Consider the following 23,203-nt stretch of genomic DNA (forward strand, 5'->3'; position numbering starts at 1 on the left):
TAACTTTCTTTTAAAAGTTACGGAGTTTGTTAAACGGTGAAATTTTTGTTTATAAAGTAGACCAATTTTATGAAAATAAAATAAATCTTAAAAAGGATTAAGCTTGTGATAGCTTGTTTTTTCTTTCTCTATATAATCCTATTACTAACCCAGTGAGCCCAATTAAAAAACAAGTAATAATCCAAAATATAATATTATAGTTATCAATAAATAATCTATAGGTAAATGTAAAAAGAAATAAAATTAATCCAATTATTTGCCATAAATAATCTTTTTCTAATCGAACACTTTTATCAATATTTGGAGTTAAATTGAATATGATTTTAAAATCGTTCCATTCCCAAAAAATGAGTAATAGATTTGCTATAAGCATAAATCTAGTAATTACTGGTGTATAGGCAAAATAATACGATAAAGTAATTATGAAAATATTTAATATAATGGGTAGATTAATTAACGCTCCAAGTTTAGAGAATCTTTGCGTCATTAATAAAAAACCAGCTATTAATTGGCAAACTCCAATGAATTTCCAATATAATCCAGATTGGTACATTGTTTCAAAAAAATGCCAAGCACTATTTATAGGATTCAATTCACCACTTTGAGATGTAAATCGCTTTCCTTTGATTTTTATTAGACTAGCAAAAACAAAGGCTCCTCCAATTAAATATCGGGTATAAATAATAAAAATTTGAGGTAATATTTTTTCCTTAATGCTATTCATAAGTTACAAAAGTTGAAGAATTATGAAAATATAGATTTTTAAATCTAATATGTTTCTGTTTTATGAAGACGAATAGAGTAGAGGTTTGTTACTTTAGGTTATTTGAAAAGATTTAGAGTAAGGGAAGTAGCAGGTTTATAAACGCACCCAATATTATACTTAAATAATTTTTTTAGCGTTTTAGATACATTTATTTTTATTTAAAATCCAATTTATTAAATCATCTTTATCTATAATAGACCAGCTATGTGGGTGTCTTTTACCATTAGCTCTATATCCTTTATTTTTAGTTGGAATGTATTCTACACTTTTAAAATTTAATGCTTTTAAAGATTCCGAAAGTTTTTTAATTTGATAGGCATTTGTTTGTTCATAATCTGCCATTCTATTCTCTTTCCACCATTTTTTATCTGGTTCAGTGTATAATCTGATTTTTGTATTTTTAAGTTTACTTAGGTTTTTAGTGTAATTAGATTCTAATGTATAAACGGAATATTTTTCATAATTAGAAATTCCTTTTTTAGGATTTCCTAATTTTTTATTAAGCGTATTAATAATCCAGTTACTTTCTTTAACTGCAACTTCTGAAAAATTTTTATCAATATTTTTTTTAGCAGCTCTATGTAATTCTAAAAGATCAATGGGAGAATCAATTATAAATACTCCTTTAGGATTAATATTAAATTGTTTCATTCCTTTAATATAATTGCTGAGGTGTAAGCTTACAATTGCTCCACTTGAAAATCCTCCAATTTATATTTCTTCTCGGTTTAAATTGTATTTTTTTAAGGTGTTTTGTAAAAGTTTTGCGAGATCCTTTTTTTCGTTATCCAGAAGCCATATCTTATCGCTATAATTCATAAGAACCAAACATATTTTATTTTTTTTAGCACTATCTAAAATTTTAAATTCTCTTTTTATATCAGCTGGTTTTTCACCAAAACCACCAAACAAAATTAATGTAGCTTTAGAATTTTCAATGGGATTAATTATTTCAAAATTATCTGTTATTATTGTCTCTGTTTTTAATTCCTTTTTTGGTTCTGATTTACATGAAATTAAAATTGTTAATATTATTAAAATTGCAATATTTTTCATGATTTCTTATTATGTAATTGTTTTTTAATACCCGAGGTAGCAAATGCAAGATGAATAATTTTTTGTTGGATTTTATATATGTTAAAAACCAAGCTGTAAATAAAAATACCTAAATAATTTAATTTATTTAGGTATTCAAAAAAGGGAAGTTATTGTTTCTTAAAAAAAGAAATAACCAATAGATATTTGTAATGCACTATTTTTGTTATTACCAGTGAAACCGTTTATGTTTTCAACATCAGATTTATTAATATCAGACAGTCCAAAATTATATCTTGCTCCAAAATTAAGTCCGTTGTCTAGTTTATAACCGATTCCTACATTCAAACCAAAATCTACTGAATTGAAAGAGTCTTTAATATCTACGCTTTCATTTTTAGCAGAAAGTAAATATCCAATTTGTGGACCGGCTTCAACACTAAATCCTTTTGTTAAATAATATTTCGCCATTAAAGGGATATTTAAATAATTTAAGGCAACCGTATCATCTTCAATACTATACCCAACACCGGAAAACATTAGTTCGGGTTGAAAAGAAAATTTGTTAGAAATTTGAATTTCAGACATAATTCCCAAATTAAAAGCAGTTACAGGATCAATATTTTCGGTGTTATCACCGCTTATTGATGCAAAGTTAAGCCCTCCTTTAATACCAAAATTAATGTCTTGTGCATTAACATTGGTTAATCCTAAAATTGTAATTACAGCTATGAGTAATACTTTTTTCATAAATATGAGTTTAAATTAATATGAGCAAATCAAGTGCTTTTTTTGTATCTAGAATAATTTCTTGGGTATCTTTAACCTATTTTAACCAACTTTAACAGATATTAAGATTTTGAGAGGACTTAAGTCTTTTATAGGTGTTAATAATTATGGTTTACTTAACACAAGTTAAATAGAAACCTAGATAATTATTAGTAAATTAGTCTGTAATTTGCAATAAATAATGCTCTAAATATTTAAATAAAAGTAAGTTTATTCATTGTGCACTTTCTTTAAATGGCTAAAAAGCAACATAAGTTATAAATCAATTGTTTTTTTGATATTTAATTCGAGCTATTTTGAATCGTTATTTTATTTTGTCTATACATTTTATGTTCTATAACTTGTGAAGGCATTTCAATGTTGTTTTCATCTAAAATTCTTTTAACATCTGTAATTGCTTTACTTCTTGTATTATGACCTAAATAGGTGTCTGGTAAATTTTTATTAACTAAAAGATCTACCCAAAAAAGCACTTGAATATCGGTTGTAAATTCTCCTAATTCTTGAACCAAAACACTAGGTATTGGAGATTTTAGAATAGTTTTATTAGTTTTTAGGTAATCTAATATTAACAAACGGGTTTTATCAATATCACACTCAGGCGCAATACCAACCATAAAGTTAATTCTAAGAAATCCATCCTTAGTATAATTAATTAATGTATTTTTTAATATAGATGAATTTGGAATGTAAATATCCTTACCCTCAGCGTTCCTTAGGTGTGTTGTTCTTAATTCAAGATCTTTTACGGTACCTTTATCTCCTCCAACTTCAATAATATCTCCAATTTCAAAAGGGCGTTTTAGTGCTAAAATTATTCCGGCTAAAAAATTTTCTCCAATGTCTTTAAATGCAAAACCAAATACTATTGCACTAACACCAGCTCCTGCAAAAACTGTACTTGCAACACTTGTAAAACCAATAACGTTTAATGCCATTATTAATCCAAATAGGTAAAAGGACCACTTTATAACTTGTGCCAAAAAATTTGACATAATATTATCTTGCCATCTTTTTTGTGTTGTTTTTTCAATAATTTTATAAACTATTTTCCCTAGTGTTATGGCTATTATTAAAATTAATATTCCTGTAATTACATTTGGAATTAGAGTGCTTATTTGTTCAAAATAATCACTAAAAATCTTGTTGAAGTCTATATTCATTAAATATTTTTTTTGAATTAATAAATTGTTTGGCAATATATTTAATTAGAACCATTTTTTCTTTTTAAAGAATAACAGCATACTTATTGCAACTATTATCATTGCAATCCACATTATAAAATAGCTGTATTTATAAGTAAGTTCTGGAATATACTCAAAGTTAGTTCCATAAATTCCAGCTATAAAAGTTAATGGAATAAATATTACCGAAAATACGGTTAGAAATTTCATTATATCATTTAGCTTACTACTTATTGTTGTATGATAAATGTTTAGTTGGTCTGATAATATTTCACGGTAATTGTCTGTAGCATCATTGGCCTGACTAATATTATCCTCAAGTTCTTTAAAATGCACATAGGTGCTATCAGTAATAAAGTCAGAATCTGTTTTTGCTAATGAAAAAATCATTTCTTTAGCAGGTTTTATGCTTTTACGCAAAAAGTTTAATTCTCGTTTGTAATTATTAATTTCATTAATAATATTTTGATTTGGGTTAAGAAGAAGGTTTTCCTCTAAGGTTTCAATCTTTTCTCCCAAAACACTAATTACGTATAAATAATTATCAACTACAATGTCTAATAATGCAAAGGTTAAATAATCAGTTCCTCCATTACGAATTCTCTTCTTTTGCTTTCTTATTCTTTCTCTTACTGGTTCAAATACATCACCTTTTTGTTCTTGAAAAGAAAATAAAACAGTTTTAGTTAGTATTAAACTTAGGTTTTCTACAAGGGTTTTTCCTGTGGTTTCATCTACCCTTAACATTTTAGCTGTTATTAAGGTGCAATTATCATATTCAATAATTCTTGGTCTTGCTTCTGTATTTAAAACTTCAGCCATAGCTAAAGAGTCAAGATTAAATGAAGAGGTTATTTCGTGCATTATTGATGTATTATGAAGACCATCAACATTTAACCAAGTAACTGTATTCTTATATTGGAACTCACTAATTTCTTTTACCGTTTTAACATCTTCTTCAGTTAAATTTTCGGAATCAAAATCAATAATTCTTAGTAATACTTGGTCTGCTTTTTTTTGTCCTCTAAAAATTAGTTCATCGGGTGATAATCCAATTTCTTTTTTCTTCTTTTTTATAAATCTTGCCATTTTTAAGTGTCCTAATAGATATTTGAGAGTTTAGTTTTCATGTTTTTGTTACAAATAATTTTTAAAATGCCCCAAAACCTGTTTAAGCTTGAAAAGTATTGGATTTGAAAACACATTTTTTTATGTTTAAGTTTTATACTTTAAACACATTTTATTTATTGAATTAAGCAATTTTTTATGTGTACTTTATGTTCCCATATGGGTATCTATTACTTACTAAAGTAAGGAATTAATTTAGAGAGAACAAGTTTCTTATACTTAAGAGACAATCATTTCTGAAATAGGAATGGGAGCATTTTTTTTGTTATTGGGTGATGAAATTAGTAGAAAATCTGTATCCGAATTTTAAAATACAAAATAGTTTTAATTGGCGAAGTAGTTTTCTCAATAAGTTATAGTTTTATTTTTCCTAAACCATAATAATTTGAAGGATATAGTATTCCCTTTTTTAGTTCAAATAAATCAGTAAAAGGATCGTCCAATAAATCAAGGTGTCCATCTAAGTCGGCGTATTCAATATTAGGTTTACTTAATGCAAAATGCAGACCTGCTGAAATTCCGATAGCACATTCATCAATGCAACCCACCATAACTTCCATTCCTGCAGATTTTGCTACAGAGTTAATGTGTTGTGATTCAAGAATGCCTCCCACTTTCATAATCTTTATATTTACCATATCAATTAATTCATTGCTCGCCAATCTAAACGCGTCTTTCAACGTTTTAATACTCTCATCTGCCATTACAGGTACATGAACGTTTTTGGTTACTTCACCTAAGTGCGCTTCTTTGGTCTGTTTTGTAGGCTGTTCCAGAATTTCTATTTTAGCACTTCTAGTTTTATCAATAAACTCTACAGCTTCTTCTGGTGTATATCCCTGATTGGCATCATACCGCAATAAAAACTCATTACCGAGTGTTTCACGTAACTTCATTACTTTCTCTATATCTTCCGTTAAGTTTACACCTCCTTTTAGTTTAAGAATAGTAAAACCCTTATTTAGGAAATTTCTTGCTTCTTGTATTGTATCATCTAACGGTAAAATACCAATAGTGATACTGGTTGGAATCTCGTTTCTATAACCTCCAAGTAGTTGATATAGCGGCAATTTTGCCTGCCGTGCCATTAAATCAAATAATGCCATATCCACCATTGCAATAGTAGAAGAGGAATTAGGACACAATGTTTTTAATTGATGCGTATAACGTGCAATATGAAACGGAGATTGATTTTTTAGTAAACTAATAATTATATTTTCAATATTATAAATTACATCTTCAGGTGTTTCACCAGTTACTTCAATGTCTGGTGCAGCACATCCCCAACCTGTAATACCTCTATTAGTGTTTATTTTTAGAATAATATTAGAGGTTTTGTTTACCGTTTCATAGGCAATCTTGTAAGGGACAGCCAAAGGCATATCCAACCTAAAATACTCAATGGATGTTATCTTCATTTTAGTACCTGTTTTGATATAATTTATCGTTAGGTGTATTTTTAATGGTTTCTACAAATTCAGCCATTTTATGAATCATAATTTCCCACATTTTATGACCTTTTTCTGCGGTAGCTTTGGTAGCATTCCCCATTACTCCTGAGGTGCTTAAACATTCTGTATGTACATACCAGCTCACACCTCTATCAGAGGTATAATCAAGATATTCATTATCCAAATCTAGAGTGCCGTCTACAGCCTTTTCCATATCCACCAGTTCAGGTCTAATAGCTAAAGTGGTACTTGTTTCAATTTCTCCTGCATGAATGTCGTTATGAGTATCTATCAAATCATATAAGTCCACATCACTTGTTTCACCTGTTTCAACACAAACAAATATTTTTGCATCACGATTAATCATCTGTGCGGCATATGTAAGAGTGGGTACGTTATCTCCATGGCCATTTAGAATAACAATTTTTTTTATTCCATTATGTGCCAGGCTCATTCCAAGATCATAGATAAGGGCAGATAAAGCGTTGTTTGTAACAGAGAGTGTTCCTTTAAAACCGCTGTGATGATATGATACACCATAAGGAATAGGAGGCAACACAAAAGGTTTGGGGTCCTCACAAGCCTCAGCTACTTTACGAGCCATATAATCAGCATCAAAAAAATCGACATCTAAAGGCAGGTGCGGACCATGTTGTTCTATAGCGCCACAAGGTAAAATTGCTGTATCTACTAGTTTTAATCGTTCTTCAATTTCGGGCCATGTTAAAGTTGCCCACATATATTCAGGATATTTTTTATTTTTGGTCATTAAATTTATAGTTTACTTCATTTAAAAAATTGTTGTCCATAGTTTGTTCAATCCAACGGTTATTTACTCTTTTTACTACCCCGTCAGAATATTGTTTTAAGATTGAAAAAAGAGGCGTTCGGATATGGTAAGGTATATCTTCTAAGTTGCTTCTTTCCTTGTCAAATCTTAATTTCATAATCTCAGGATGCTCTTTAGATACTTTGGAAGTAAATTCATTGTGTTCTATAAGGTTCTTTTTGAATAATAGATAATATAAATGGCCAGCATCACTTCCTATTTGTTTTACAGACCTTTTCTCTAGGTCTTTTAAACCATCAGCGATCTGTTTTTCGTTGTAACCGCATTTCTCGGGGTTTTCATCAAGTGCCTTTAACATTCCAATAATTCTCCTGCATTTTTCACATTTACCACAAGGATACATTTTTCCGTTTAGCTCATGTGCAGCATGACAAGATACTTGGTGTTCTTGAAGCTCAGGGTATCGTTTAGTTAAAATTTTCATTATAAGTAATTCTGATAAGCTTCTAAGTATAGAATATTGGTAAATATTCCATCCTTTATTTTTAAAATAACGTGTCATAGTATTATCAAAATATTTGCTCTGGTCATATAGCCCTGAGTAATGAGAAATTCCATTAAGGTTTCCTTTTACTGTAGAATCATATTCGTCTCCAATTAAAATGTTTCCAATTCCTTTTTTTTGTGCAATTGGAAGTGCTCCAAACAGAAAAACAGCTACAGTCCAAAGTCTTACCGGATAGTCATCTGCTCTAATACTTGCGTAATTTTCCTTTATAAAGGGTAATTGCTTTAGCATCCAATTGAACAAACGGTCACTATTACACCAAGGTTTAGATGTATTTGGTTCTATAGTTTTGTAATATCTATGGGAGTTTACGGCTGTGAACCAATGTCTTCCAGCTTCATTTATAAAAACAGGATAAGGTTCTCCTATTTCTTTTATAATTCCATAGGTTAGTAAACTATCCTTTCCTCCGCTGCTTAGTATTGCATATTTATTTAAATCGTTCTCAGATGGGGCTTTCGCTAATATTGTATTTTCAAATTGGGTGTTTGTAAATTGTATTTTTGCCTGTGTGTAGTGATCTCTTTTTTCAACTTTTAGTGTATCAAAAGGTGGTTTTAGAAATTCATTTTTAATGAGCAATTTGTTAGTTAAGATCTCGCGAGAAGTGTTTTCCATCATGTCTTTAAGAAACCGTTGATCAGTGTTATCGTATAAACCATCAAATTCTATAGTTTCAAAGAATAATCCATAATTTAAAGCAACTTGTGCCAACATTATAGAAGCCAAGTTGATATCTTCTGGATTTTTTTTATTGAAATATGAATGGTCGTAAGAGTAGATCAATTCAAAAGAAGTTGTTTCTCCTGAATATTTTTCAACCAAATAGGATGCCTTCACTTTTTTTGACTCTATATAAATATTTTTTACTGAAAGTTTTCGAAGCACTTTAAACGATTCAAGCGTGATCATTTTAAATAGGACTTTAATAATTTAACCAATTCCTCAGCTCCATATTCTAGAACGTCATACGCAGGTAATCCTGTTTCTTCTGTTAATTTTTTACACGCAGGTAATATTTCATCTTTACTCATGTCTTCATGGTTCACCGTGATTGCAATTACCTTTTTACCAGAAATAGTTTCAATAGCATTAATTTGTTCTTTTATTGAATGTAAAACGTAACCTGGAAATCCATCATATTCCATTCGTTTTGGAGCATGCTGTATGATCACATAATCGGGTCTTCCGGCTGCCAAAATTTCAAATCCACCAGGATATGCGGGGTTCATTAGGCTTCCTTGTCCTTCAATAACAATAAGATCTGGAGATTCATTTTTCCATGCTTCGTAAACAGCATGTTCTATTTCTCCCGAAACAAAATCGTTGATGCAGCTATCCATAATCATTGAATATTTTGCACCCTGCATCCATGCTGTTTGCCCAGTTCCTGCCATTTCTGATTTTAAATTTGCTTTTCTGAAAGCATGTACAATAATCCATGCCGTTGTTCTTTTTCCAACAGCGGAATCTGTTCCTAGCAAGGCAATTTTTAAGCAGTTTACTTCTTCAATTTTCCCAGTAAAGAAATGTAATTGATCTCGGTCTGGTGTTCTGCGTACATCTCTCACTCTGCAATTATTTTTTTCTGCAATTGCCATCAGTTCGGAGTCTTTGTATAAAAAATCATGTAGGCCACTGTCTACATTCATTCCCAATTGCAATGATTCCTTAATTGTATCTTTTGCTTCAATGGGTAAGCGTCCACCGTCGGGAGCAAGACCAATTACCAATGATTTAGGTTTATCTGATGCAGGAAGTTTTGATAAAGCCTCTTTTAAATTTTTAAAGATTGGGATGTCATTCTTTTTGCCATCGAGGACCAATCCCGCATCCTTACCTGCATACTTATGATCAAGAACACCTACTACTTCATATCTTTCGGTGAAGCGCACAAGACCGTGTGCTGTTTTACCATTAGGGGTATTGAACCCGCCATCGGCGTAGATCAATGCTTTACCATCAATTGTTTTTTTCATTTTTAGTATTTACCGGTTAAAATTGCGACATATCTGTCGTTTATCATTTCATTTTCTTTATGGATCTGCAGCAAGGCAATAAGACCGGATGTTGAAGCCGGTAAAATTCTATAACCTTCTTTTCTATGGAGATAAGTGCTCATATCCTTCATTTTTTTATCACTTATATGATGCGCCTCACCATTTGAATTATTAATGGCATAAAGTGCTTCATCCCCATCAAAACTGTGCCAGTTAATTAATGGCTCGTTTACAGCAGTTTCCTTTATTAGTTTTGGATCAATATCTTTACAAGTATCTAAACCTGATTTAAAAGAAGAGATAATTGGGTTTTTATAAGCAGATGATCCAGCAATAAAAATTGGGATTCTGGATGTTTTTCCACGTTTATGAAGGCTTACAAACCCACGATAAATTCCCGCTAATAAGGTTCCATTGGATACAGGTGCAGCAATATATTTTGGAGCATCATGTAATTCGTCATAAATTTCATTTGCAATTTCAGAATAAGCTTTAATTTGCAATGAAGTATTTACACCTCCAGGGTTAGCATCGTACCATTCGGCTTGCAATGCCAATTTACTTGATTGTGTAACTGTATCTTCGTATGTACCGGGAAGTCTAATGATTTCAGCATTAAAAACTTCCATTTCTTTTAAGCGTTCTGTATGATATGTTTCTGGAATAAAGATTTTACAATGCATTCCCGCTAAAAAAGCGGCATATGCTACAGCTACACCATAATTACCACAGGTTGCTAATGAAATGATTTTAAAATCTCTGCGGAGTGCATCGTGTACTTGAGCAAAAGCAATACGGTCTTTTTGTGTGCCTGAAGGATTTTCTCCTTCATATTTAATATATAATTGCCTGATGTCAAGTTCTCTTTCAAGGTTACGGGCTCTTTTGAGGGAGGTGTCACCAATTTCAAGGGACATAATATCTTCAAAAGATTCAATCCTATCTATAATAGAAAGGTTTGGGTTTTTTACCATATCACTAAGATTCTTAACTTCTTTAGTGATTTTTATATCGGCTGATTTAATACCGTCAAGAATGTTCATTACAATCATTTAAAATTGAAGCTAAATTATGTCTGTTAAATAACCCCTCTTCAATTGTTATTATTACATCTAAATTACATTTTTTGTTTTAGATTATCATGTGAATTTTATTTTATTTTATGTTCTGAAAATGGACCGAAAGAGGGCATTGTAAATAGTGAGATAAAGCTCTTTTTGTACTTCAAATAAAGGGGTAGTAACCTTAAAAAAAGTAAAATTCTAATACTATTCTAAAAAAACAAAAGCCCCTTAAAAAGGAGCTTTTGAGTTGTGTTTTATAATTTGAGAGCTTTGTGCAATGATTACCAATATTGTGTGCGGATTTTTTTAAAAAATTACCAACGTTGGCTCATTTGAATTGCAAATTTATATTGCTTTACACGATGGCTTTTTTATAATATTTTTTACGTAACCAAAAGGAAACTCGAACTAGTATAATTAATGCAGGAACTTCAATTAATGGACCAATTACACCTGTAAATGCTTGTCCAGAATTTAGTCCAAATACTGCAATAGCAACAGCAATTGCTAATTCAAAATTATTTCCTGCTGCTGTAAAAGCAACTGCAGCTGTTTTATCATATGCTGCTCCTGTTGCTTTGGTAAAGAAAAAACCAATGATAAACATTAACGTAAAATAGATAAGTAATGGAACTGCAATAATTAAAACATCCATAGGAATTTCAACAATTAATTCTCCTTTTAATGAGAACATAACTATAATTGTAAATAACAGTGCAATTAATGTTAATGGAGAAATTGTAGGGATAAATTTTTTTGTGTACCAATCTTCTCCTTTTAATTTAACTAAAATTAATCGACTAAAAACCCCCAATACAAACGGAATTCCTAAATAAATTGCGACACTTTCAGCAATTGTACTTATTGAAATATCAACAATAGCTCCTTCAAAACCAAAATAGGGAGGTAGTACCGTTATAAAAAGCCAAGCGTAAAAGCTGTATGCAAAAACTTGAAAAATACTGTTTAAAGCAACTAAACCAGCACCATATTCGCTACTTCCTTCTGCAAGATCGTTCCAAACTAATACCATTGCAATGCAACGTGCCAAACCGATTAAAATAAGCCCAACCATATATTCGGGATAATCACGTAAAAATGTAATTGCTAAAAAAAACATTAAAACGGGGCCCACAATCCAATTTAAAATAAGTGAAATAGATAAGATTTTTGTATTTCTAAAAACCTTTGGTAACAGTGCGTAATTCACCTTTGCCAATGGTGGGTACATCATTAATATTAAACCAATTGCAATTGGTATATTAGTGGTTCCGCTGCTAAAAGAATTTATAATGTTAGGAAATGAAGGTGTAAAATACCCAAGACCAACCCCTAATCCCATTGCTACAAATATCCACAAAGTTAAATTTCTGTCAAGAAAACTTAGTTTTTTTGTTGCCATTTTTTATGAGTTTATTTGAGAGAAAACGTAAAATAATTCAGTGGCAATCTGTAAACTTCTTTCCTTGTATTTTTCAGCTTGTTGAGGTGTGTTGTCAAATGCTTTTGGATCTTCAAAAGTAATTGGTATGCGTTTTTCTGCACCGGCAATAAACGGACAAGCCCCATCGGCTTGCGAACAAGTTAGAATTGCTGCAAATTCAGATTTTGGATTAAAATCATCATCTAGTTTTTTAGAAAACCCGATAATTGGATGTGCATTATCTGCATATTTTATACTGTAAATAGGATTGTTGTTTTCTGAAATTGTTTTGATTTTAAATCCTGAATTTCTCAAAGTTTCTGCAGCCATTGGAAAAAGTGCTGTAGCTTCTGTACCGCCTGAATAACAATAAACGTTTTTAATATTAAAGTAATTGGCCATTGTTTGCGCCCAAACTTGAGATAAATGACTTCTTCTAGAATTATGAGTACAGATAAAGTTGATATTAATTTCTTGATTATTTGAAACCTTTGACTGAATGAATTCTGTTAATGGTTGTAAAACTGTTTTACGTTCATTAGAAATAGAAAGAGGGTTTAATTCACTAATTAATTTTTCTATTTCTGAAAATAAGGTTGATTGTTTTTTTTTCATTTTTATTAATTTTTTATTATCTTTTAGCAACAGTTTCCATCTGGCGAACAACAAGATTCTTCATTCAGGTCAGACAGTTTTACTTTTGTCTTTTTTAATGGGATTTCACACTTATCTTTGGCCAAACAATCAGTTTGTTTATTTGTTAGTAAGAAATATTTCCCGTTAAAATCAAGTCCGAATTTTCCAATGGTTTCAGCCTGATATTCTACTTCAATTTCTAAATCTTCAATTTTTAAAAACTTTTCAGAAAGCTCAATAATATTCAATAGTTTTTCTGGATGTAATCTGTGATCATAGTCGTTTGCGTTCCAAAGTTGAAAGTTTACTACTTCTTCGTTTCTTACCGTTCCACCACAATCAATAAAATGCTTTGTGATTTTTCCAACTTCTGTAACGTGAAAGTGGTTAGGTACTAATTCTCCATTTGGTAATTGAAAACCTATGGTTTCTAATTCTTCTAATATTAATTTAACTTTTGATAATTTCATAGTTGTATTTGTTTATTGCGATTATACGATTAATCTCTTCAAATTTTTTTAACAGCAATCTTGTTGTTTTGTTAGGTCTTGATCAAGAAATTTGAACATTACAGTTTTCATTGTAGTCCAATTTTCCTTGTGAATACAATAGCAAACAGATGTTCCTTCTACATTTCCTTTTATTAAACCTAATTGTTTAAGTTCTTTTAAATGTTGTGAAATTGTAGGTTGCGCCAACCCAATTTCGGTTACTAAATCTCCGCACACACAAGAGTTTATTTTAAATAAGTGTTGTAAAATTGAAACTCTTGCAGGATGTCCGAAAACTTTTGCATAAAGTGAAATTTCATTTTGTTGGTCGGTAAACATTTCAGTTTTAGCTAGTCCCATTTTATTCTTTATTATTACATTGCAATATTACGATTAAACTTTTAATATTCATAATATTTTATCAGCGTTGGCAAAAATTAATTCTTTTATTTTTTAATGTATTATACTGAATTAATCAATTTTTAAGTGTAGTGTTGTTCTGTTGTTATTTTATTTCTTGATTTAATAAATTGGTAAGTGTTTCAATTTCATTAATCTGCTTTTCGTAGAATCGTCTTTATTAATAATGCTTTCATAAGCATCTTTATCTGTTTTTAAATTTGATTTAAGCTTATTTAAAAATATTTCTATCTTTCTTTAATTCGTGCCAGTTATTTATGGAGAGCGCAATTAAAATTATAAAAATCACAAGCACTATTTTTTCAATAGATAATTTAAATATTTTCCAGTTTTACCTTCTGAAAGTAAATTTTGTCTAATTTTTTCTACTTCGGCTTTGTCTTTTAAAACATCTAAATCACCCAACATTGCAGGACCAAAATCGGCTTGTTGGAATGTTACTAAAGTTCTCAATAATGATGATTTTCCTGCTCCGATAGGTACTAAAAGACCTAACATTCCTTGAGGAATGTTAGGTGTAACGTCTTTTAAAGCTTGAACACCGTTTGAGTAGGTCTTGTTTAGGTTTTTGATTTTTAATTCTATAATTTAAATAAACTTTTTAGTTAGACTTTAAAGGTGTTTAAGTTGCTAAAAATAGACTTTTAAATGTTTGACTAAATAAATGGAAGGCTTGTTTTAGTTTTTTTCATTGGTAAGTAATTTTAGTTCACTGAATTTTCAAGGGCTTTTTTAGCACATATAACCAAATTTTCAACAATTGATAACAATAAAGGCGTTATAAAAAAAACTTCATTTTAGTTACTTTTCAGATTAATAACGGTTGTTTCCAATCCTTCGGAAGTTATTTTAACGTTAATATTTCCAGCTTCTCTAGTAGATTGAATAATTGCTAAGCATTTACCATTAAACGCTGAACGTTGTTTCGCTTTAAAAGGTTCTAATCCCATATTATCACCATTTCCAACTCCTGCAATGGTTGCAGGACCTTCAACTTCAAACTTTAATAAATTATTGGCCGTTGGTACTTCATTTCCGTCTTTATCTAAAATGGTACATTCAACATAAATTAGGTCTTGTCCATTTGCTTTTAACTTAGTTTTTCTGGTGTCAACTTTTATTTTTGATGGTTTTCCTGCTGTTTTAACTACTTTTTCTGCAATTATTTTTCCGTTTTTATAGGACACAGCCTTCAATGTTCCTGGTTTATAAACTACATTCCAAGTTTGATATTCAACACCATTGATATTATTTTTTTGCTTTCCTAAAGATTTTCCATCTTGAAATAATTCTACTTCATCTCCGTTGGTATAGCTGTAAACAGCGACTTCTTTACCTTCCATTCCTTCTAAATTCCAATGTGGAAATAGATGAACCATTGGTTTGTTAGACCATTGACTTTGATAGAAATAATAGCCGTCTTTTGGAAATCCAGCCAAGTCAATTGGTGCAAAAGAGGATGAACGTGCAGGCCAACCAAATGGAATAGTTTCACCTATGTAATCCCAGCCAGTCCAAATAAATATTCCCATTACATAAGGACTTTCTTTTACTAATCTCCAAGCTTCCATACCTGCCTCACCACGAATATCTCTTTTTTCAGCCCAGTTAAACGCGTCATCATATTTGTACTTCAGTTTATTCCACCATTCTTCCTTTTGTTTTTCGTATAAATAAGTTGAACGAGGATAAAATGATTGAGCAGATTCATGTTCTGTTATTACTGCCATTACATTTGGAAACTGTTCTCTTTCCCAGTTCAAACGGTCTTGGGTTATATAGTTGTAACCGTAAATATCACTTGTAGCAGCGGCTTCTTGATTTGGACGTTTGGAATCCCAATAACCGTGTACTCCATTTGTTGCAGGACGATAGTCATACTTATGAACAATGTCAACCAAACGTTTGCCTATTGCTATCCCTGTTTCGTCACGCATTTGATCAATTTCATTTCCAATACTCCACATAATTACTGATGGATGATTTCTATCACGAAGTATAAAATCTGTTAAGTCTCTATCTGCCCATTTTTTAAAAAGATGTGCATATTTGTGTACCGTTAATTTTTTCTTTTTTCCATCTTGTGTAGTAGCAGGTTTTTTTGGTCTTTCCCATTCATCAAAAGCTTCATTCATTACTAAAAAGCCCATTTCATCACAAAGATTCAAAAACTCTTCTGAAAAAGGATTGTGAGCTGTACGCACAGCATTACACCCCATCTCACGTAATTTTTCTAGCTGTCGTTCAATAGTTCTTTTATGAACTGCCGCACCTAATGGTCCTCCATCATGATGTAAACAAACTCCTTTTAATTTAATTGCTTTGTCATTAAGTTTGAAACCCTCTGTGTGGTTAAATGCTAGTTTTCTTATACCTGTTTTGATGGTTTTAGCATAAATAATTTTTTTGTTAGAAATTAATTCTGTCTTTACTGAATATAAATACGGGTTTTCAGTATTCCATAAAATTGGATTTTCAATTTCTAGAGAAGATTTATAAATACTGGAATTATTTGCTTCAATAGTTTTAGTTTCTTTTTTTGAAGAAACGACTAAACCATTTTTATCTATAACAGAAGTTACAATTTCATATTCTATATTTTTATTGAAATCATTTTGAATAGTAGTTTCAACAGCTATTGTTGCTACTTCTTTTGAAACGTTTTTTGGAACAATATAATTTCCCCATATTGGCACATACAATTTATCTGTTGTAATTAAATGAACATGACGATAGATTCCAGTTCCCGTATACCAGCGTGATCCTGGTTGCTCTGAATTATCGAGTTTTACAGTAATTACATTTTCTTTCCCAAAATTGATATATTGAGTCATATCATAATGAAAAGCAATGTAACCAAATGGTCGTTTTCCTAATAAATGTCCGTTTATATAAACTTCTGAATTACGGTATGCACCATCAAAATAAATAACCAAACGTTTATTTTTTTGATTGGCAGGAACTGTAAATGATTTTCTATAAACTACTTTTCCTGTTGGTAACCAGCCTCCACGAGAAAACGAAGGGTTATTTTTGCTGAAATCCCCTTCAATACTCCAATCGTGAGGAAGGTTTACCGTTCTCCATTCTGAATCATCAAAGTCTTTTGATTCTGCATTTTCAATTTCTCCTGCATAAAACTTCCAGTCAAAATCAAAATTTTCTTTAGTATTTGCTTTTACATTCTCAATTGGTTTTGAGCAACCATTTAAAAGTAGCAAAAATAATAGTAGACTTATGCTATAAAATAATTTCATTAGTGTTAATTGTATTGAGCTAAGTGATTAGAGTATTTATTTAATTGAGATTACTGTTGAGTTGAAATTTTAAAAGTTACCGCGTGTTTTGCATTTAAATTATTAGGTATTTCCACGGTTAATCCTTCTTCGTTATGAGTCCAATTAACTTTACCAGGATATCCAACAATGCTCACGTTTTTAATAAACCCATCGTGCATTTTAAAATTTGTATTTAATGCTTTTATTGTAATTGATTTATCAGGAACTCCAAGGCTAATTGCATATAGAAACTCTTTATTTGTTGTAAAACGAATGTCTTTTTCAGAGAACTTATATTTTCCGAAATGCTCGTTATGATGAAAAATATAGTTGCCTGAATCAATGTCAACAGGACCTTCTCCAAAAATCACCCAAGGTGTTGATTCATAAATGGCTTCTCCATTAATTTTTAACCATTCTCCTACACTAAGAAGGATATTTTCAATTTCAGTTGAAAAAGATCCGTCAGCTAATGGGGGAACATTTAATGACATAACTCCATTTTTACTAACCACATCAACTAACATGTCAATAATATTATTGGCATCACGTAAAGGAATACCATCACGGTAAAACCATCCGTGAGTTTCCCAATCTGGACATATATTCATATCCATATCTGTCATCCAAACATCATAAGCAGTATGGTCTAATAAGCCATTTTCTAGGTCACGCATACCAACACCTGGAGGTATATCATATGACTTGTAAATAAATTCTACTTCTTTATTTTGTTTTAAAGCATCATTGTAATAATAGGATAAAAATTCACGTTGATGTTTATCGCTTACAGATCTTCTACTAGATTTTCCTTCACCAATGTACTTTGAGCGATTCAATACTTTTTCGTGATTTGCAGCTTTAGTACCTCCAAAACCAGCATCTACCCAAAATAAATCTGGATGGTATTTATCTACAACTTCTTTACCGTAATCAATCCATTTGTCATTATCCATTTCCCAATGCAATGATATAAAGGTTTTTAACCCTTGTTTACGCATTTCACGAGCCGATTCGCCAACAATATCTCTATGAGGTAACATATTAACCGAGTTATATTCTGTAAGCTCACTGTCCCAATGTAAGTATTTACTTCCGTGCCAACCTACAGGTCCTCCAAATTTAGCTCCAGCATTTTTAAAAAGTTTTGCCCAATGAGCGGGATCAAACTTTTTTGCAGTAAACTTAGAAATGGCTTCATCTAAAGGTAAAGCTCCACTCCCCATATATCCTTCGGCATATTGAATTGTCCAAACTCCCCAATGACTATAAATACCAAATTTACCATCTACTAACCACTGAGGTGTTTGATGTTTGTGTAATGAAGACCATTCTGGTTTAAATTGCTCTGCTACTATTTCTTTCTTTTCGGTTTGCTCTGTGCAAGAAAACAGACAAATAGAAAGCGTAAAGATTAAAATTGTTTTAAATAATTTCATAGTTATTATATTTTGTTTTGATAAGCTGCTAAAATCCAGAGAAAAATTAAAATTGCAATTAAAAGGTTTATTCCAACTGTAATAAGTGTGTATTTAACGGCTTTATTCATTCAATTTTTAATTCAGTCGTATGTTTTGGTAAATATGTTACAGTGGGCTAGTGTTTGGTTTTTAGTATTTTTAAACAACTAATTTAGTGAATAAATACCGAATAAAAAGCCTTGTAAGTATTTTTTAAGTAGCTTAAACCAAGCTATAAATTACACCCTCTGTTGGCTATAGTTATTTAATTAAATTGAGAGTTATAATAGCTAAATCTAATTGTTGTTTTATGAAGTCTATTTCCGTTTCTGTAAAATCTATATTATTAAAAAAGATAGTGTATTCAACATTATTTATTCCAGTATGCACTCTTATAGAGAATGAAGTTTCTTTAGTTTAATAAACTTCGTGAACTAGACCATTGTATTAAAATTAAGGACAGAATATTTCTAAGCATCTTTTTAGTTTTAATTACTATAAAGCTAAAAAAAATGTAATATCAAATATTTTATTCAGTAATGTATTTAATGTATATTTCACGTTCTAGAATAATATTTTGGTCTAGATTTATTCTAATTTTTACAACTCCTTCAGGTATAAGTATTTTTCTAAACGTTCTTGAATTCCAAGTATTATGGCTTTTTTTTCGAGGTTTAAACTTGTATTCACTGCTTTGTACTAAATAATTACCATCAACATCTAAGAAATCCATTGAAGTTACGTAGCTTTTATCAGTTAGGTTAAACCATTTAACATAAAGAGAGATTTTTCCGCCTTCTTTTACGTTAATTTCTTTTAGATTATTTAAAGGAATATTCTTTTCTGATAATCCAGAACAAACAATTAATCTTGCATTTATGTTGTTAGTTGTATTAACTGAAATATTATTTTCATTAGCTTTCTCTGAAGTTTTACATGAAAATATTACTAATGTAAAGATTAAGAATAAAGATTTTATTTTCATTTTAATTCAGATGTTTTAATTAAATTCAGTTAATTCTTTTGAATTATGATTTTTTGGACGTAGTAAATTGTTTGTTGATTGTATTAGCTCAAAGTTAATTAAAATCTTAAACATTTTTGTTGCCAGAGGCTTGTTGTGCGATTAACTAACCAAGCAATGAAATAAACCCGTTGTTATATGCAGAAATAATTATTCTTTAAGATCTCAAACTATGTGTTATTTCATAGGTCCAATTATTACCTAAATCAACACTCCATTTTGTCAATTCGCCTCTTAATTTATTATTCCGTAAATCAGTAATATTTTGCTTTATAAAACTATCATTTTCAATTAAATCAATTAGGTTTTTATAACACTCAATATTTTCTTTTGTTGATTTAACTTGATATTTATTTGGACTCAAATTACTGCAACTTATTGTTAGAATGAAGAATGATATTTGTAATAATCTTTTTATCATAGAATTTTCAAATCGGCTTGCATATAACCTTTAGTATATGGTGTTGTAGCTGACGATAGGAAGCTATGTACTATATATATTGTTTTAAAGAGTAACATTGATTAAAGTTATTTTGCTAATAGCAATTCCAAAGCTTCCTTCAAATGTTTCCTCCACGCTGTATGCACATCATCAAACCCAATAACATTAGCACCTTTAGTATTAAGGAATTCAATTTCATCTGCAGTTAGTTTCCCAACATTCGCATCTTTCAAGGCATGATAATAAATAAGATTGGATAGGTCGGTGTTTTTTAACAATTCGGAATATCGCTTATAACCATAAGCTGCAGCAATCTTGTGTGAATTAATCATCATTAAATCCTCAGCTTTTTGCTCCACCTTTGTACTAATAGCATCTTCTTTGAAACCAGCGTCAATTCCTTCAGAATATGCTCTCCAAACTTCTTCCGCTATATCTAACCTACCTACCATCAGTAGATATCCGTCTGCAATATTACCAAACTTGGAAATATAGTCTTGCCCTGCAAAACAACCATACGAAATACCTACAATAAAGACCTTTTTATTTTCAGACTTAAAATAACTAACAAGCTCATTTAACATTTCGGAAGATTTTATTCCCAACAATTTGGCTTGTTCAAACGAAATTTCTTCCTCTAACCTCATTTGAGGTTCTATAGTCTGGGCTTGATGACTATTTATAATGAAGTATTTGTTTTCATTAATTCCTCCATTATCCTTAAAAATAGCTTTCACTTCATCCGTAAACAATCTAGGGAAAGGACCCCCTTGTGTAATAAGTACTATTGTATCGCTTTTTGAGTTCCCAAACGAATATCCTAATTTCTTCAATGTTTCTGGCATGCCTTCATAGGCTATGGTAATATTTTCTGTTTTTACTTCAGCTTTAACAACAACAAGTATCTTATAATTTCCATCCTTGTCAACAAACATTTGAGGTGTCAATTTTTTCTGCATCACTAATGGAATAACATCTTTAAATGTTGTTAGTGTTCCGTTTTCATAATACACTAATTCCACATTCGACGGTGGATTTTTCATTAATTCCTCATAAGAAATTAGATGTAAACTATCTGGAACAAACGAGTAGTTTTGAGCATTACATAATGCAGATGTGAAAATGAAGATTGCAAATATTATATTTTTCATATGGTTTATTTTATGCACATATCCCACAATTAAGGCGGGATAACAATAATTAAATACTAATATTTTCGTAATTTCATAGTAGTATTTCAAATTTAAATAAAAAAAATGAGTTTGTATTCTTCGTTTTTTATTTTAACTAAAATGAGTGCTTCCACAACATTTTTTAAACTTTTGACCACTATTGCAAGGGCAAGGGCTGTTGCGTTCTATTTTAACCACTTTTTTGTTTAAATTTCTGGCAGCCATATCTTGTTTAAATATTTTTTCTAACAATACGTATAATTCTGGGTGTTTTCTTTCAAGTAGTTTTGGTCGTTCAAAAAAGTATTCACTAATTACTGAGAAAAATTCAGCTTTGTTGGTTCCTCCGTATGGGTTTATGTCGGAATTTCCTTGGTAAATATCTTCAATTTTTTTATTAATTAAATCAATCCACGGGATGGCATATTGCTTTTCCATAAGTACGGTTGGAATACCATCAATTGCTCCGCCAGTTTTATCAATTAAATGAACAAACTCGTGTATAGCTGTGTTTTTTTTATCGGATTCGTTTTTAAAACCGTGTTGCAATGCTTGTTTTGAAAGTATCATAACACCATCCATATAACCAGTGCCAACCATTCCTAAAATAGAACGATCTTTACCTTCTAATTTAAACTCTTTATTAAATGAGTTTGGGTAAATAAGTACTTCATTTATATTGGAATATTTCCAATTATCAAAGCCAAAAACCGGAATTACGGCACTGGAAGCTACAAGAATTTCATCGGTTAAATTAACTGTAGTTTTAATACCTGTTATTCTACAATTTAGTAAGAATTCTTGTGTTTGATATTCAAATTTTGTTTGTTCGGTTTTAGTTAATGAATTATAAAAGGTTACGTTTTCCGCTAAAATAATTCTCCATTCCTTTGGGAAAGGTTTTGTAGGTTTTTTCCAAGTATTGCCGTTTTTACGTTTCCAAATAAAAATTATAATGGTAGATATTACAATAATGGTTATAAATGGAGTCATAAAAATTGTTTGATTATTTAGTGGTTTTCATTGTCTAAAATTTGGGCAACTGCAGCTTCATATTTTTTAATATTTGAAGCTTTTTTAATCAGTTTTAAACCTTTTGGAGTGTTAGGAAAAAGAGGCGCAAAATATTCCCATAAATGATACATTTTTAGCAGTAAATGTGTATTTCCAGATAAAGATTCACTATAACCTTGATATAGTATATCATGAAATTTTGAAAATACTTTAATTTTATTTTCGGGATATATTAAGGTGTCGTTTTTAATCATATTTGGCAAAAAAGGATCAGAAATAAGGCCTCTACCAATCATCCAATGGTCAATTGTTGGAAAGCGTTCTTGCAATTCTTTAAATTTTGTAACCGATGTAATATCGCCGTTATAGTATAATTTATGATTTGCAGCGTTAACACAGTTTTGAAAAGAAACTAAATCTACACCACCTTTGTACAATTGTTTTCCAATACGTGCATGAATGGCAATGTTTTTAAGAGGGTACTTATCTAAAACAGGAAAAACATTTAAAATTTCTTGGCTGTTTTCGTAACCTAAACGCATTTTCATAGAAACAAGAATATCGCTTTCAGAATGAATTTTATTTAAAATACCATCAATCTTTTCTGGACTATTTATAAGCCCAGAACCCATTCCGCATTTTGTAACCATAGGGTATGGGCAGCCTAAATTCCAGTTTAATTCTTTATAGCCAAATTGCTGAACGTACTTTGCAACAAATAAAAATTCATCTGCATCATTGGTTATAACCTGAGGAATTACTTCTAGCCCTTTATTGTTTTCGGGTAAAATATCTCGTTCATATGCAGGTTTAATAATTCGTTTTCCATTTAGCCGAATGTAAGGAGAATAAAAAGTATCAATGCCGCCAAAATACTCATTAAAAGCATTTCTAAATCGGAAATCTGTAAATCCCTGTAAAGGAGATGATAGTAATTTATAGTTCATTTTGTTATAATTCTCCTTTTAACTTGAAAAGGGTTCAAAAGTTTTTTCTAGTTATTTGGTTTTTGGGCAAAATTAACCAAAATAAAACTAGTGTAACAAGCTTAAAAATAATAGTTATAAA

23 protein-coding genes are annotated in these 23,203 nt (G+C 30.4%); all 23 read right to left on the reverse strand.

Annotation, left to right across the window (positions count from 1 at the left end):
* Window positions 1–97: 97 nt before the first annotated feature.
* The 23 genes from DAD81_RS00365 to DAD81_RS00475 all read right to left on the reverse strand — a co-directional run bounded on the left by DAD81_RS00365 (window position 98) and on the right by DAD81_RS00475 (window position 23,082).
* Window positions 98–724: a hypothetical protein gene (locus DAD81_RS00365; protein WP_111706241.1), complete on the reverse strand. Its 627-nt coding sequence runs from the start codon at window positions 722–724 to the stop codon at window positions 98–100.
* 180 nt (window positions 725–904) lie between these two features.
* On the reverse strand, window positions 905–1,417 hold the full coding sequence (locus tag DAD81_RS00370; protein ID WP_111706242.1) for a hypothetical protein: 513 nt from the start codon (window positions 1,415–1,417) through the stop codon (window positions 905–907).
* A gap of 60 nt (window positions 1,418–1,477) precedes the next feature.
* Window positions 1,478–1,822 (reverse strand): hypothetical protein, encoded by a 345-nt coding sequence (locus DAD81_RS00375; RefSeq protein WP_111706243.1) that lies wholly within the window; start codon window positions 1,820–1,822, stop codon window positions 1,478–1,480.
* Between the two features lie 159 nt (window positions 1,823–1,981).
* Window positions 1,982–2,551, reverse strand: a complete 570-nt coding sequence (locus DAD81_RS00380) for a porin family protein (protein ID WP_111706244.1) — start codon at window positions 2,549–2,551, stop codon at window positions 1,982–1,984.
* A 320-nt stretch (window positions 2,552–2,871) separates the two neighbouring features.
* Entirely contained in the window at window positions 2,872–3,753 is an 882-nt protein-coding gene (locus tag DAD81_RS00385) for a mechanosensitive ion channel family protein (RefSeq protein ID WP_157961044.1), read from the reverse strand.
* 45 nt (window positions 3,754–3,798) lie between these two features.
* Window positions 3,799–4,863 (reverse strand): magnesium/cobalt transporter CorA, encoded by a 1,065-nt coding sequence (gene corA, locus DAD81_RS00390; RefSeq protein ID WP_111706246.1) that lies wholly within the window; start codon window positions 4,861–4,863, stop codon window positions 3,799–3,801.
* A gap of 392 nt (window positions 4,864–5,255) precedes the next feature.
* Window positions 5,256–6,320, reverse strand: a complete 1,065-nt coding sequence (locus DAD81_RS00395; RefSeq protein ID WP_111706247.1) for a mandelate racemase/muconate lactonizing enzyme family protein — start codon at window positions 6,318–6,320, stop codon at window positions 5,256–5,258.
* 1 nt (window position 6,321) lies between these two features.
* Window positions 6,322–7,122, reverse strand: a complete 801-nt coding sequence (locus DAD81_RS00400; RefSeq protein ID WP_111706248.1) for a creatininase family protein — start codon at window positions 7,120–7,122, stop codon at window positions 6,322–6,324.
* Entirely contained in the window at window positions 7,109–8,623 is a 1,515-nt protein-coding gene (locus DAD81_RS00405) for a hypothetical protein (RefSeq protein WP_111706249.1), read from the reverse strand. The genes DAD81_RS00400 and DAD81_RS00405 overlap by 14 nt, the downstream gene beginning before the upstream one ends.
* Window positions 8,620–9,606, reverse strand: coding sequence for a DUF1611 domain-containing protein (locus DAD81_RS00410; protein WP_245949158.1), 987 nt, complete (start codon window positions 9,604–9,606; stop codon window positions 8,620–8,622). The genes DAD81_RS00405 and DAD81_RS00410 overlap by 4 nt, the downstream gene beginning before the upstream one ends.
* A gap of 86 nt (window positions 9,607–9,692) precedes the next feature.
* Window positions 9,693–10,754 (reverse strand): pyridoxal-phosphate dependent enzyme, encoded by a 1,062-nt coding sequence (locus DAD81_RS00415; protein WP_111706749.1) that lies wholly within the window; start codon window positions 10,752–10,754, stop codon window positions 9,693–9,695.
* A 376-nt stretch (window positions 10,755–11,130) separates the two neighbouring features.
* Entirely contained in the window at window positions 11,131–12,177 is a 1,047-nt protein-coding gene (arsB, locus tag DAD81_RS00420; RefSeq protein WP_111706251.1) for an ACR3 family arsenite efflux transporter, read from the reverse strand.
* A gap of 3 nt (window positions 12,178–12,180) precedes the next feature.
* The gene (locus DAD81_RS00425) at window positions 12,181–12,813 is read right to left on the reverse strand and encodes an arsenate-mycothiol transferase ArsC (protein ID WP_111706750.1); all 633 of its coding nucleotides are present in this window, start codon (window positions 12,811–12,813) and stop codon (window positions 12,181–12,183) included.
* Between the two features lie 23 nt (window positions 12,814–12,836).
* Window positions 12,837–13,304, reverse strand: coding sequence for a DUF6428 family protein (locus DAD81_RS00430; RefSeq protein WP_111706252.1), 468 nt, complete (start codon window positions 13,302–13,304; stop codon window positions 12,837–12,839).
* Between the two features lie 48 nt (window positions 13,305–13,352).
* The gene (locus DAD81_RS00435) at window positions 13,353–13,685 is read right to left on the reverse strand and encodes an ArsR/SmtB family transcription factor (RefSeq protein WP_111706253.1); all 333 of its coding nucleotides are present in this window, start codon (window positions 13,683–13,685) and stop codon (window positions 13,353–13,355) included.
* Window positions 13,686–14,039: 354 nt separating this feature from the next.
* Window positions 14,040–14,243 carry a P-loop NTPase family protein gene (locus DAD81_RS20795; protein ID WP_179950002.1) on the reverse strand — a complete coding sequence of 68 codons (204 nt, stop codon included), beginning with the start codon at window positions 14,241–14,243 and terminating at the stop codon, window positions 14,040–14,042.
* Window positions 14,244–14,542: 299 nt separating this feature from the next.
* Window positions 14,543–17,002 carry a sugar-binding domain-containing protein gene (locus DAD81_RS00445; protein WP_111706254.1) on the reverse strand — a complete coding sequence of 820 codons (2,460 nt, stop codon included), beginning with the start codon at window positions 17,000–17,002 and terminating at the stop codon, window positions 14,543–14,545.
* Window positions 17,003–17,052: 50 nt separating this feature from the next.
* Window positions 17,053–18,462: an alpha-L-fucosidase gene (locus DAD81_RS00450; RefSeq protein ID WP_111706255.1), complete on the reverse strand. Its 1,410-nt coding sequence runs from the start codon at window positions 18,460–18,462 to the stop codon at window positions 17,053–17,055.
* A gap of 550 nt (window positions 18,463–19,012) precedes the next feature.
* On the reverse strand, window positions 19,013–19,468 hold the full coding sequence (locus DAD81_RS00455) for a hypothetical protein (protein WP_111706256.1): 456 nt from the start codon (window positions 19,466–19,468) through the stop codon (window positions 19,013–19,015).
* Between the two features lie 196 nt (window positions 19,469–19,664).
* Complete coding sequence (locus DAD81_RS00460; protein WP_157961045.1) at window positions 19,665–19,928, reverse strand: hypothetical protein; 264 nt, start codon at window positions 19,926–19,928, stop codon at window positions 19,665–19,667.
* A gap of 107 nt (window positions 19,929–20,035) precedes the next feature.
* Entirely contained in the window at window positions 20,036–21,100 is a 1,065-nt protein-coding gene (locus tag DAD81_RS00465; RefSeq protein WP_157961046.1) for a hypothetical protein, read from the reverse strand.
* Window positions 21,101–21,232: 132 nt separating this feature from the next.
* Window positions 21,233–22,114 carry a zinc-dependent peptidase gene (locus DAD81_RS00470; protein ID WP_111706259.1) on the reverse strand — a complete coding sequence of 294 codons (882 nt, stop codon included), beginning with the start codon at window positions 22,112–22,114 and terminating at the stop codon, window positions 21,233–21,235.
* Window positions 22,115–22,131: 17 nt separating this feature from the next.
* A complete protein-coding gene (locus DAD81_RS00475) occupies window positions 22,132–23,082 on the reverse strand; it encodes a tRNA-dihydrouridine synthase family protein (RefSeq protein WP_111706260.1) in 951 nt (316 codons plus the stop codon).
* Between the last annotated feature and the right edge of the window lie 121 nt (window positions 23,083–23,203).

Source organism: Lutibacter citreus (genome assembly GCF_003260195.1).
Lineage (GTDB): Bacteria > Bacteroidota > Bacteroidia > Flavobacteriales > Flavobacteriaceae > Lutibacter > Lutibacter citreus.

Coding starts and splice junctions, on each gene's coding strand:
- DAD81_RS00455 (WP_111706256.1), bottom strand. CDS start 19,468: ATGAAAATAAAATCTTTATTCTTAATCTTTACATTAGTAATATTTTCA.
- DAD81_RS00460 (WP_157961045.1), bottom strand. CDS start 19,928: ATGATAAAAAGATTATTACAAATATCATTCTTCATTCTAACAATAAGT.
- corA (WP_111706246.1), bottom strand. CDS start 4,863: ATGGCAAGATTTATAAAAAAGAAGAAAAAAGAAATTGGATTATCACCC.
- DAD81_RS00450 (WP_111706255.1), bottom strand. CDS start 18,462: ATGAAATTATTTAAAACAATTTTAATCTTTACGCTTTCTATTTGTCTG.
- DAD81_RS20795 (WP_179950002.1), bottom strand. CDS start 14,243: ATGTTAGGTCTTTTAGTACCTATCGGAGCAGGAAAATCATCATTATTG.
- DAD81_RS00430 (WP_111706252.1), bottom strand. CDS start 13,304: ATGAAATTATCAAAAGTTAAATTAATATTAGAAGAATTAGAAACCATA.
- DAD81_RS00425 (WP_111706750.1), bottom strand. CDS start 12,813: ATGAAAAAAAAACAATCAACCTTATTTTCAGAAATAGAAAAATTAATT.
- DAD81_RS00370 (WP_111706242.1), bottom strand. CDS start 1,417: ATGAAACAATTTAATATTAATCCTAAAGGAGTATTTATAATTGATTCT.
- DAD81_RS00395 (WP_111706247.1), bottom strand. CDS start 6,320: ATGAAGATAACATCCATTGAGTATTTTAGGTTGGATATGCCTTTGGCT.
- DAD81_RS00465 (WP_157961046.1), bottom strand. CDS start 21,100: ATGAAAAATATAATATTTGCAATCTTCATTTTCACATCTGCATTATGT.
- DAD81_RS00400 (WP_111706248.1), bottom strand. CDS start 7,122: ATGACCAAAAATAAAAAATATCCTGAATATATGTGGGCAACTTTAACA.
- DAD81_RS00475 (WP_111706260.1), bottom strand. CDS start 23,082: ATGAACTATAAATTACTATCATCTCCTTTACAGGGATTTACAGATTTC.
- DAD81_RS00445 (WP_111706254.1), bottom strand. CDS start 17,002: ATGAAATTATTTTATAGCATAAGTCTACTATTATTTTTGCTACTTTTA.
- DAD81_RS00385 (WP_157961044.1), bottom strand. CDS start 3,753: ATGAATATAGACTTCAACAAGATTTTTAGTGATTATTTTGAACAAATA.
- DAD81_RS00380 (WP_111706244.1), bottom strand. CDS start 2,551: ATGAAAAAAGTATTACTCATAGCTGTAATTACAATTTTAGGATTAACC.
- DAD81_RS00375 (WP_111706243.1), bottom strand. CDS start 1,822: ATGAAAAATATTGCAATTTTAATAATATTAACAATTTTAATTTCATGT.
- DAD81_RS00405 (WP_111706249.1), bottom strand. CDS start 8,623: ATGATCACGCTTGAATCGTTTAAAGTGCTTCGAAAACTTTCAGTAAAA.
- DAD81_RS00435 (WP_111706253.1), bottom strand. CDS start 13,685: ATGGGACTAGCTAAAACTGAAATGTTTACCGACCAACAAAATGAAATT.
- DAD81_RS00415 (WP_111706749.1), bottom strand. CDS start 10,754: ATGAACATTCTTGACGGTATTAAATCAGCCGATATAAAAATCACTAAA.
- arsB (WP_111706251.1), bottom strand. CDS start 12,177: ATGGCAACAAAAAAACTAAGTTTTCTTGACAGAAATTTAACTTTGTGG.
- DAD81_RS00365 (WP_111706241.1), bottom strand. CDS start 724: ATGAATAGCATTAAGGAAAAAATATTACCTCAAATTTTTATTATTTAT.
- DAD81_RS00470 (WP_111706259.1), bottom strand. CDS start 22,114: ATGACTCCATTTATAACCATTATTGTAATATCTACCATTATAATTTTT.